Source organism: Clostridium sp. L2-50, from assembly GCF_000154245.1.
Lineage (GTDB): Bacteria > Bacillota > Clostridia > Lachnospirales > Lachnospiraceae > Coprococcus.
On sequence record NZ_DS480326.1, the window covers coordinates 72,265 to 84,495 of the forward strand.

At 41.4% G+C, this 12,231-nt stretch carries 9 protein-coding genes; all 9 read right to left on the reverse strand.

What is annotated here, in order from left to right:
• Window positions 1-702 (reverse strand): ABC transporter ATP-binding protein, encoded by a 702-nt coding sequence (locus CLOL250_RS11450; protein WP_008402679.1) that lies wholly within the window; start codon window positions 700-702, stop codon window positions 1-3.
• A 100-nt stretch (window positions 703-802) separates the two neighbouring features.
• Window positions 803-1,426, reverse strand: a complete 624-nt coding sequence (locus CLOL250_RS11455; RefSeq protein WP_008402680.1) for a TetR/AcrR family transcriptional regulator — start codon at window positions 1,424-1,426, stop codon at window positions 803-805.
• Between the two features lie 617 nt (window positions 1,427-2,043).
• The gene (locus tag CLOL250_RS11460) at window positions 2,044-4,281 is read right to left on the reverse strand and encodes a hypothetical protein (RefSeq protein WP_008402681.1); all 2,238 of its coding nucleotides are present in this window, start codon (window positions 4,279-4,281) and stop codon (window positions 2,044-2,046) included.
• 20 nt (window positions 4,282-4,301) lie between these two features.
• Window positions 4,302-6,581, reverse strand: coding sequence for an efflux RND transporter permease subunit (locus CLOL250_RS11465; RefSeq protein WP_008402682.1), 2,280 nt, complete (start codon window positions 6,579-6,581; stop codon window positions 4,302-4,304).
• A gap of 238 nt (window positions 6,582-6,819) precedes the next feature.
• Entirely contained in the window at window positions 6,820-7,419 is a 600-nt protein-coding gene (locus CLOL250_RS11470) for a TetR/AcrR family transcriptional regulator C-terminal domain-containing protein (protein WP_008402684.1), read from the reverse strand.
• 61 nt (window positions 7,420-7,480) lie between these two features.
• Window positions 7,481-9,562: a heavy metal translocating P-type ATPase gene (locus tag CLOL250_RS11475; protein ID WP_044946081.1), complete on the reverse strand. Its 2,082-nt coding sequence runs from the start codon at window positions 9,560-9,562 to the stop codon at window positions 7,481-7,483.
• Window positions 9,563-9,590: 28 nt separating this feature from the next.
• Complete coding sequence (locus CLOL250_RS11480; RefSeq protein ID WP_008402686.1) at window positions 9,591-9,914, reverse strand: DUF6110 family protein; 324 nt, start codon at window positions 9,912-9,914, stop codon at window positions 9,591-9,593.
• 132 nt (window positions 9,915-10,046) lie between these two features.
• Entirely contained in the window at window positions 10,047-11,378 is a 1,332-nt protein-coding gene (locus CLOL250_RS11485) for an MATE family efflux transporter (RefSeq protein WP_008402687.1), read from the reverse strand.
• A 16-nt stretch (window positions 11,379-11,394) separates the two neighbouring features.
• Entirely contained in the window at window positions 11,395-12,225 is an 831-nt protein-coding gene (locus tag CLOL250_RS11490) for a glycosyltransferase family 8 protein (RefSeq protein ID WP_008402689.1), read from the reverse strand.
• Window positions 12,226-12,231: the final 6 nt, after the last annotated feature.

The window sequence follows — 12,231 nt, forward strand, 5'->3', positions numbered from 1 at the left end:
TTACAAATCCTCCAATTCTGCTGCCGGTACCTTTGTCTCATTGTAATAATCTTTCCTAATCTGACCATCCTTTACGATCACGACCTGATCGACCATATTCTTAATGGAATTATTATGCGTTACAATCAACATTGTCGTTCCATAGGTCGCATTGATCTTCTCCAGAAGGATCAGGATATCCCTTGATGTCTTGGAATCGAGTGCTCCGGTCGGTTCATCACATAAGAGCAGCTTCGGATTTTTGATCAGTGCTCTTGCGATCGCACATCTCTGCTGCTGACCACCGGACAACTGTGCCGGAAACTTATTCTGATGCTCTGTCAGTCCCAGTATCTCAAGCAACTCATCCATATTAAGCGGCTGATCTGTCAGATATTCACAGACCTGAATATTTTCCCGCACGGTAAGGTTTGGTACCAGATTATAGAACTGGAAGATAAATCCCAGATAATCTCTCCTGTAATCGGATAATTCATCTGCTTTCATACCTGCAATCTCGGTTCCATCCACCTTGATCGAACCGGACTCGATCGTATCCAGTCCACCGATACAGTTCAATAACGTAGACTTACCGGAACCACTGGTTCCCTGAATGACACACATATCGCCCTGCTTTACCTGAAGGGATACTCCCTTTAAAACCTGTATGTAGCTTCCACCTTCTCCATAACTTTTTTTTACATCTGATACCTCTAAATACATACTCGCTTCCTCCTGTTATTTTTTGCGCTTACATAACACCGTTATGTTGTTACCATTTTTTTAGCTATGCAAAATAAAATTTCACATAGCTTTTTGTTATCTATTCATCTCTCTGAAACAGTGCATACCATCCGGCAAGCAGATATTTCAATATGTCTCCCAGATGGGCAACTGCTTTTTCTTCATCAGGTTCATGTGTCAGCAAATGGACAAATGCATCGATCTGCATATGTGCCATCCAGTGTATCGTATAATCATCCGGTGCAGAAACTCCACACACCTTTGCCTGTGCGTCTGCCAGCATCCGGTAATTCTTCTCTGTAAATGCCACAAATTCATCAATACATCCTGCAAGACTTGATCCCTGACTCTTCGTCAGCAGAAGCTGTACCCGGTCATAGTTCTGATACAGTTCATGAATGATCCGCCGGGATGCATAGACGTCATCGCTGAAATCATCCTGCCCCTCCTGAAGCTCGCCTTTTACCTCCTGCAACTCCTGCTGCATATGTGCTTCCATCATCGTACGGATACTTCCAAGCACCGGTGCCACCAGTGAAGCAAATATATCATCTTTATCTTTAAAGAAGAAATATAATGCGCCGGTCGTCACACCTGCATTCTTACAGATATTACGGAGGGATGCGCCCTGATAGCCCTTCTCCATAAATTCATGCTCTGCGCTTGCAAGTAGCTTTTCTTTTGTCTCCCGATCGTCCTTCATCTCATCTCACCACCAGTTCTATTCCATTTCAACATATGAACAGTCATTCACATAACATCGTTATGTTACATCTAATATAAATATATGTCAAGCTTTTTTTTATGACAGCCGCTGTATTTTCGGCTAAACATTAAATCTGCTTGACGCCTTTACATGTTGCAACCGGCATTTCCGGTTCATATAACATAATTGCCGTTGCTTCCGTATAATAAAACCTCTACATAACGACGCTCACGCAGTTTTTCGTAATTTGAAACACATTGCCAGCATCTGCGGGTGCTTGTTTGAGATCGAAGATCGAGTTAGCACGGAGCAGGTGCGCATCAGGCATGTGTTTCAAATAGAAAAACAAGTGCGTCTCATGTAGAGATTTTATCAGGAGGAAGTAAGCGGCATATTCAGAATACAAAACCGGAAATGCACTTAGTACACATTAAAAGGGCTCCGGCATATATTCAAGGATTGATTCATTGAAAAACATGCGAAACCGGAGCCCCTATGTCAAACTATATTCTTTTTTCCTACTGCGGATGTCCTAACAAGGTATCCTTTTGTCTTAAATCGTAAACAAAATCCAACCAATGCTTTTTATAGGGCAAACGATTTTCATTTGTTAATTACTTGCTGATCGAATCTGTCTTGATGATGAACTTAACGCTGCCCTTCATATCATCTGAGATTCCACCGAAGGACTCGTAAGTTTCACCGGCCTTGATGACCTTATCACACTTCTCTGACAGAGAATCCAGATCATTTTCTGCATCATTTACTGCATCAACGATCTTATCTGTACCATCTGATAACTGCTTGCTGCCATCCTTTAAATCGCCACTTGCATCTGTAAGCTTTGTTGCGCCATCCTTTAATGTGCCTGCTCCTTCTTTCAGAGTATTTGCACCCTTGGACAAGCTTCCTGCACCACCATTTAACTTAACCATACCGGTATACAGATCCTTTGTTCCTGAATATACCTTCTGTAATCCGGAATTCAGTGTGGATGCTCCTGTTGCAAGCTTTCCTACACTTGTTTTTAAGGTTGTAAGCTGTGAACTGAAGGAGCTCAGCTTGCCAAGTACAAGATTTGCACCATATGAGATACCATCCTGATATGCTGTCGCATAACCTGACTTATAACCTTCTACATAAGCTGTACCATATGCTGACTGATAAGCTGTACCATATGCGCTACCATAGCCGGTTGTGAATGCATTTGTATAAGCTGTGCCGTATGCTGTACTATAACCTGATGTATAAGCTGTACCATAAGCTGTACCGTAACCTGACTTATAAGCTGCTCCGTATACATCACCATATGCAGTTGCAAATGCTCCCTGTAATGCAGCAAGTGTTGCATCATCCGGCTGAGAACCTGTCATCTGTGCATATGCAGATACAAATTTCTGGAAATAGGTTGCAAACTGACCGGATGCTTCGGATGCCACTGTTGATGTTGAAGGAGCTGCTGCCTGTGCTTCAGCTGCCACTGTAGAAGCAGATGGCGCTGCTGCCTGTGCCTCTTTTATAACCGCATCCTTAGATGGTGCTGCTGCCTGACCATTCTTCTGTGCCTCGGCAGAAACTGCATCCTTGTCAACGCTTGCTGCAATCTTATCTTTGTTTGCTGTCAGGTTATTTGTAATATTATTTGTGATCGTTGTCTTGATTGCTGATTTCTCTTTGTCACTTAATTCTGTCTTGGTTGGAAGGTTGATTCCTTTTACTGCCTTATTTAACTTTGCCAATCCATCACTGATCTGCTTTGATCCTGATAAAACACCATTATCACCTTCAAATGCTGCCTTTAATGTACCTGCACCTGTTGTAGCTGAGTCAACGCCCTGAGCCAATGTAAGAGATCCCTTGTAAAGATCATCTGCACCGGTCTTTACCCGTGAGATACCATCTGACATAGAAGACACACCATCTGTGTAGTCCTTGATTCCTGATACCAGAGAATTCATACCTTCACTGTATGTGTCGACCAGTTCGTTGATATCAGATTCAGCACCCTTCAGATCCTTGTTATCGCTGTCCTTGGATAAGAATCCGGTAGAAGCAACCGTCATTGTCATATCCAGAGAGAAATCTGTACAGTCTGCTGTAACCTCAAAGTAATCCGGAATCTCAACATCTAACTTCTGCAGATCCAGGCTGTCCTGAAGGCCGGGCATACCCATACCAACAACGATACTGTTGTTTCCATCATTTACAACCTGACCATTCTCAACCTTGATATTTGAGAATTTGTCATTTGATAAGATCATACCGGTTGCCATCAGGAAAGGAGTATATACATCTCCACTCTTTGAATTATTGACATATTCAAATCTCATCTTTACCTTGCCGCTCTTGCCTGCCAGCTGATCCGGTGTGATCTCCTGATCATCCAGATAATAAGTAACCTTAACTTCTACAGGAACCTGCTCCTCTGACTTGCCCTGATAATAAATGGAATTGCCATCTGCCTTCCATACAAGTTCTCCATTATTCTCTGTAAATGTCTCGTCGCCTTTTACATTCTCGATATCAGTCAGGTTACTGCTATCCTTAATGGTTGCCTCACCATCTGTGTTCTTTAACCACTCACTGACGATAACGTCCTGCTTATTACCTGCTGCATCAGCAATAACGTAAACGGTTTCATCTTTATCACTGTCTGTATTCTCGGAAAGTCCGATAGAATTCTCAAGTACATCTGACAATTCTTCATCGCTCTTACTCATGATCTCCGGGTTCTCTAATGTCTGTACATCTCCTGTTGCTGTACTGCCACAGCCTGTAACGGATAACATCATTGCACCACTCAGAGCGATCGCCATAAATCTTTTTCTTGCTTTCATATTTTTATAACTCATACTAATTACCTCCTAATTTACTACTGCCGGTCAGCAGGACCATTGGAATCATTATTTACATCTATATATTTATCATCGTCACTGTAACTGTCATCAAAATCATAGTTATCAAAGTTTCCGGATTTCTTCTTTGCAAATGGTCTGTCTTCATTCAGGAAATCATCATCTGCCGTTTTCTGTTCCGAAGCCGGATCAACATTTCCCGCTCCGGCATAAGCTGCTTTCTGTTTGCCGGTAATACCCTTGAATCCGATTGTTGTATGGATGATCAGCTTATCGAATAACATCAACGCTGCAGGAAGCAGGAAGATGACGACAAACATACTGATGATAGCTCCTCTTGCCATCAACGTACATAAAGAACTGATCATATCGATCTCGGAATAACAGCCAACACCGAAGGTTGCGGCAAAAAAGCTTAATGCACTTACGATAATGGAAATCATAGATGTCTGAAGTGCAACTGTAACTGCTTCTTTCTTAGCAAGGCCATTACTTCTCTCTCTCTTATATCTTGTTGTCATCAGGATCGCATAGTCAACGGTAGAACCAAGCTGGATCGTACCGATAACGATGGATGCGATGAATGGTAATGTTGTATTTGTAAATGCAGGAATACCCATATTGATAAAGATTGCAAATTCGATTACACATACCAGAATGATCGGAAGCGATACTGATTTGAATACGAATAAGATGATCAGCAGGATAACACCGATGGATACGGTACTTACTGTGTTAAAATCCTTATCTGTGATCTCGATCAGATCCTTTGTACAAGGAGCTTCACCGATCAGCATACCCTTACTGTCATATTTGTGAAGAATCGTATTGATCTCATCACACTGTGTATTTACTTCATCACTTGCTACTTTGTATTCTGACATGACTAACATCAGCTTCCATTCGCCATTGTCAAGCTTGGATTTCAAATCCTGTGGAATCATACTCTGTGGAATCATAGGACCAACTACAGATTCCAGACCAAGTACAGTCTTAACACCCTTGACATTCTTAATTTCTGAAATAACTTTATTAATACTCTTTTCATCCAGATTGCTGTCAAGCAGGATCATATGTGTAGAGTTCATATTGAATTCTTCTTCCAGCTTCTGGTTTGCCTGAATACTTGGAAGATCTTCCGGTAATGAGCTGTCGAGGTTATAGTAAACATCTGTATGTGTATAACCATATAACGCAGGAACCAGAAGGATCAGGAATAAGATATGGAAGATCCAGTACTTATTCACGATAAATTTGCTAAGCTTATCAAACTTAGGAAGTAAAGATCTGTGACAGGTCTTTTCAATCGGCTTATCAAAGATCAGGATCATGGATGGGAGTACGGTTACACAACAGATAACACCGATAACGACACCCTTTGCCATAACGATACCAAGGTCAAGGCCTAAGGTAAAGGTCATGAAGCACAGTGCAACGAAACCTGCTACTGTTGTGATCGAACTACCGATAACAGATGAGAAGGTGGAAGCAATTGCATCTGCCATAGCTTCTTTATTCTCTTTGCCATTTACTTTTTTCTCTTCCTGATAACTGTGCCACAGGAAGATCGAGTAGTCCATTGTTACACCCAACTGCAGGACTGCGGTAAGTGCCTGTGTTATGTAGGAGATCTCTCCTTTAAATACATTTGTTCCCAAGTTATATACAATCGCCATACCGATACTTAATAAGAAAAAGATCGGTACGAGGAAGGAATCCATAGTCAGTGATAATACGATCAGCGATAAGATAACTGCTATGGTTACATAGATTGGAACCTCTTTATCACACAGATCCTTGGTATCCGTTACAACAGCTGACATTCCGCTGATGAAACACTGCTTACTTGCAAGCTTTCTGATCTGAGTGATCGCTTCCATTGTCTCATCGGAAGACATTGTTGTTTTAAAGATAATTGCCATCATCGTGCAATCATCATTACGATATGCCTCTCTGATATCTTTCGGTAAAATCTCATCCGGAATAGCAATATCCATAATCGAGTCATACCAGATTACAGAATCAACATTGTCTACCTGTTCCATTTGTTTTTTTAATTTGACGACATCTTTATCGTCCATCCCTTCTACAAGGCACAGGGAGAAAGCACCCGTTCCGAAATCATCCGCCAGAATGTCCTGACCTTTCATGGTTTCGATATCCTTTGGTAAATATGAAAGTACATCATAGTTTACTCTGGTTTTCAAGAAACCAATCGCTGCCGGGATCAAAAGCAGGATACTGATAATTAAGATCGGTACACGAAGCTTTACGATCGCCTTTCCAAATTTGTTCATAGAATCAATCCTTTCGTTAATACAAAAAATGAACGGAAACCTTTTTCTTGCTTCCGTTCATAGAATATGATTATTTTGTTTGTTTGTAATTATACAAGATTTTAGGGTTGACAATTTTTTTGACATTTATCCGGAAATGTCAAAACGCATTCTAAAATAAGTATAAAAAAAGCCTGAACACCTGATAAATTCTATCATTTTCTGTACTGTCTGTTCACCAAGGTCTGTCCGGCTTCTGTTACTGTCTGTCATGATCGGATATATAGACTGCCTGCTTACACTTCTCAAGCATCTCCCTCATATAATCAGCCAGCTTCTCCGGTGCCATCTTCATACCACCCTTTGCCCATTCAACGATAATCCCACAGATCCCATATGCAAAGAACCGGGCAAATATGCCGCGTTCCTCGTTTTTCAGATGAGATTTCTCGTCTAACTTATCAATTGCCTCTTCAAAGGTCTGTTCTGCAACCTCAAGCATATACTGGATAATATAATCCTCTGCATGTTTGATCGTGTTAATATAGAACTTTTTCTCCTCCTGCATCTGTGTGAGGATCGCGCCTAATTTCTCATCCCAGTTCTCTAAGGATATCCCCTCCATATTAGGAGCAAATAATTCATTAAAATAGATCCAGACCAACAGTTCGTATTTGTCCTGAAAATGATAGTAAAATGTCTGTCTCTTGATTCCACATCGGTCTGCGATATCACTGATCGATATTTTGTCATATGGTTTCTCTTTTGTCAGTTCTTTTGCACTTAATGCAATCGCTTTCTTTGTAAGATTTGATTCCGGCATATTCGTATAACTCTTTCTATATAATAATATCCCCATATGTCTAAAATGCAGATTTTCTTCCGCACCTGAAACACATGGAGATAGTATAGCACATCTATTATAACTCGGGCAACATGTCTTTCATGCTGTTTAATCCGATCATCAAGGTTGATGTATTATGCAGAAGTGCAGATGTTGTCGGTGCGATCACACCCGCAACTCCAAGCACGATCAGCCCGGTATTAAACCCTACGATAAAACGATAATTTCTGTGAATCCGTTTCATAAGGAGATTTGCAAGTATCTTCAATGTCACAATCTCATCCAGACTGTCCGCATCGATTGTAATATCTGCGACCTCTCTGGCAATCTCCGCACCATCACTGATCGCGATGCCTGCATCTGCTGCTGAAAGTGCCGGCGAATCATTGATACCATCACCGATCATGATAACCTTTCTGCCTGCTGCCTTCTCTCGATCTACAAATGCAGCCTCATCCTCCGGCAGTACCTCTGAATAATATTCATCGACACCGACATGCTCTGCGATCGCCTTTGCAGTCCGTTCACAGTCACCGGTCATCATAACGACCTTGGAGATTCCAACCGACTTTAACCGTTCTACAATATCTGCAGATTCTTCCCTTAACGGATCCTCGATCAGGATTGCTGCCGCAAGCTCGTTATCGATTGCCAGATAGAGGTGGGAATATTCCGCCGGAAGATTCTCAAATACTTCTTCCATCCCCTCCGGTATCGTACATTTTTCGTCCTCAAATACAAAATGATAACTGCCGATGATCGCCTTGGAATCCCCAATTGTTGTCGAGATTCCATGCGCTACGATATATTTTACTTCTGAATGCATCTCTTCATGATCCAGATTTTTTCGTTTTGCCGCATCCACTACGGCTTTTGCCATAGAATGTGGAAAATGCTCTTCCAGACAGGCAGCAATACGAAGCAATTCGTCTTCACTTATTCCGTTAAAGGATACTACTCCCGCAACTGTAGGCTGTGCCTTTGTCAGCGTTCCGGTCTTATCAAATACGATCGTATCCGCTTCTGCTACCGCTTCCAGATACTTTCCGCCTTTAACTGTAATCTTACGGCTTCCTGCCTCACGGATCGCCGATAATACCGATACAGGCATAGCAAGCTTCAATGCACAGGAATAATCAACCATCAGGATCGCAAGTGCTTTTGTTACATTTCTTGTAAGCAGATAGGTAAGTATCGTACCACCTAAGCTGTACGGCACCAAACGATCTGCCAGATGCTCTGCCTTGCCTTCCAAATTGGATTTCAACTTTTCAGACTCATCGATCATCTGCGCAATCTTCTCATACCGGCTGGAACCGGATACCTCTTTTACTTCTATTATGAGAGAGCCTTCTTCTACCACTGTTCCGGCATATACCACGTTTCCTGCCGTACGTCTGACGGATACGGATTCTCCGGTAAGCGATGCCTGATTTACCATTGCTTCACCATCACAGACAGTTCCGTCAAACGGAATGATCGTTCCGACATTGACAACGACATGATCTCCTTTCGCGATCGTATCCGAATCAACCAATATCTCGTTATCCTCTGTCTTTAACCATACTTTTCCGACATTTAATGACATCGTACGTGCCAGATCATCGACCGACTTCTTATGTGTCCACTCCTCAAGCAGTTCACCGATTCCAAGCAGGAACATGATCGAACCGGCGGTCTTCATATCACCTCGTAAGACAGATACTCCGATGGATGTTGCATCCAGTACCGGAACTTCGATCTTGCCCTTTGTCAGCGTCTTAATACCTTTCCAGATATATTTAACAGACATCAGACCTGTGTAAGCTGCCGATATCGGGTATGGAAGAAACCATTTCCTTGCATAATGGAAGATGACCTTATCGATCAGCTTCTCCTGATACATCGCATTCGTCTCTCTGCCGCTTCGTTCCAGATAACCATTTGGGACTTTTACATCTTCATAATGAAATCTGCGAAGTCTGTCGATAATGATATCCGGATTTCCCGTATAACAGATCACTGCATCTGCCGTCCGGTCATACACCTTTGCCGAGCTGACCGGTTCAAATGACTCCAGATAATACAAGAGAATATCGGCTTCCTCATATGACATATGATTCTGACACATATGTACACGCAGTCTGCCCTTCATCTTATCTTTTATTATGAATTTCAATTCAGCTCATCCTCTTATCTGTTTTTTCTTATGCTTCTGTTTCTTCTGTACTCTCTGCCGCAGCTTCACATGCACACTCAGCAGTTTCTTCTGCTGTCTCAGCAGGAATATCTTCTACAACGACATCTTCTTCTGCTTCACGATCTGCATTGATCTGCTTTGCGCCCTGGTAAATGTCATCTACATTTTCCTGAATGGTTGTAGCTGTGTTCATAACACACTTCTTTGCACGAAGAGCCGCTGCTGTACAGTTTGTGTAAACCTTCTTTGCATCCTTGCTTGATAATACCTTGATACCTGCCGTACCAAACAATAAACCTGCTGCAAATATTCCAACTTTCTTAATATCCATGATAATTTACCTCCTGATTGTATTAATATATTTTGATGCACATTATAGCATCATTTCTTTTTTTTGCATGTCTTTTATCATTTTATTCACATATTTTTTACATCTGATCATTCGCAAACATGTACACTTGTTCTACTCGTGAACTATCATCTTATGTTGCCTGTAAAAGCTTCGATAAAACAGAAATCCTACTATAGTAGTGATTACCTCCGTAACCGGGAAAGTCAGCCAGAAATACACAAATCCGAATCTGGAAAACAGATATCCAAGCGGTACAAATAAGAACACAGTTCTCATAATGGTTAGAAACGAACTCTTAAAGGCTTCGCCGGTTGCCTGCAAAAAGACCGGATAAATCTGCGCACCTACCATCGGTATAAAACTGATCCCAATAAATCGGAATCCCTGTACTCCGATACGGATAACTTCGCTGTCCTTCGTAAATACAGACAGCATAGGGTCCGGAATAAATTCAAAGCATAACGTTCCGATGAACATCAATGCAATTCCCCATATAAATGCAACCGTCATCGTATGTTTACAACGATCAATACTCTTTGCCGCATAGTTATAGCTAATGATGGGTACAATGCAGGTCTGAAGAGCACCCAGTGGTATAAAGAAAAATGTCTGCCATTTGTAATACAATCCAAGTGCTGTCACTGCCTCATCGGAAAATCCTGCAAGGATCATATTCAATCCAAATATGTAAAATGTATACGTTGCCTGCATGATGATATTCGGAATTCCAAGAGCATAGATCCTGCGAATATCCTCGGGATATTTGCAAATAGACGGCGAACGGCGAAATCCCTTCTTCATAACAAGAAGTGCCGCAACAACCTGTCCTGTGATCGTTGCAAATGCAGCTCCTGCGATTCCAAGCTTTGGTATACCAAAAAGCCCAAAGATCAAAATCGGATCTAACACGATATTCGTGATAGCCCCTGCGATCTGCGCGATCATCGGCGTCTTCATATCTCCGTTTGCCTGAAGTACCTTTGTCCATATACTCTCTGTAAACAATCCAATACTGCCTACGCACACAATCCTTCCGTATGTAATTACATCAGCAATTACTGTATCCGAGTTTGTCTGCAACCGTGCATATGCAGGCATCAGCAGATAACAGCTTACTGCAAATAAGATCCACATAATGATCGCCAGACTAAAGCCGATGCCTGCTACCTCATCTGCCTTCTTATACCTCTTTATTCCCAGAAAATGTGCAATATTTGTATTGATACCAACGCCTGTTCCAACTGCCAGTGCGATCATCAGAAGCTGAACAGGATAAATGATCGATAACGCCGTCAGACCGCTCTCTGAGTATTTCCCGACAAATAAACTGTCTACTATATTATAAAGAGCCTGTATCAACTGCGCCAGCATGACAGGCGGTGCGATCTTAAAAAAAATCTTATTGATCTTTTCTGTGCCGTAAAAACTACTGTTTGTTTCCATTTTGTTTCCCCTGAATTTATTCCTTCACCTGTAATTTTTCTTCATCTTTTAATTCATGATAAAATGCATCCAATATACCCACATAATTTTTATTCCATGGCTTTTGTTTGCCACAGTAATGCAGGATTACTGCATTCTCGCGTACCCATGTTCTATCTATCTTCTCATGGTTCGGTTCCATATTATAAAATGCTATCATTCTGTCACTTAAATTATACCGCATGGTATCGATCAAACCGATATGTGTACCGTACAGTGCAGCAATGATATCCTGATCCGGTAAAGTCAATGTCTTTCTGTGTTCTTCCACAAATGTTCCCACTTCGTGAAAATCCTGTTTTTTTCTCAAAACATCCAGATTCATTAATATTACGCCCGTATTGATATATGGAACCTTTTCCTCTATTCCCAGTCTTAACCGGTTCATCTTATTTAAGAACTTTCTGATATGTGTACAAGCTAAAAAATAGTTATCTTCAAAATCCATCTCATACAGTTCCTTCAATGAACGAATGACAATTATATCCGCATCAAGGTACAGGATCCGATCCAATGTCTCCGGTAATAATGCAGATGCATATATTCTGTAATATATCTCCATCGGATAATGGTCTGTCTCCGGAAAATTCATATCTTTACGATACTTCATATCGATGAAATGAAATGTTACGGAATTCCCCTCTATATCTTTGTCATATCGTTCCAACTGTTTCTGATCATTCAGATCAAGATCAGAATGAATCACATATATATCATACCCACCTTCTGATGGGAAACGGATAATTGATCGTACACAATCATCCAGATGTTCCATAAAGCCCTTATTAATCGTAAATAATAAATTCATTTCATA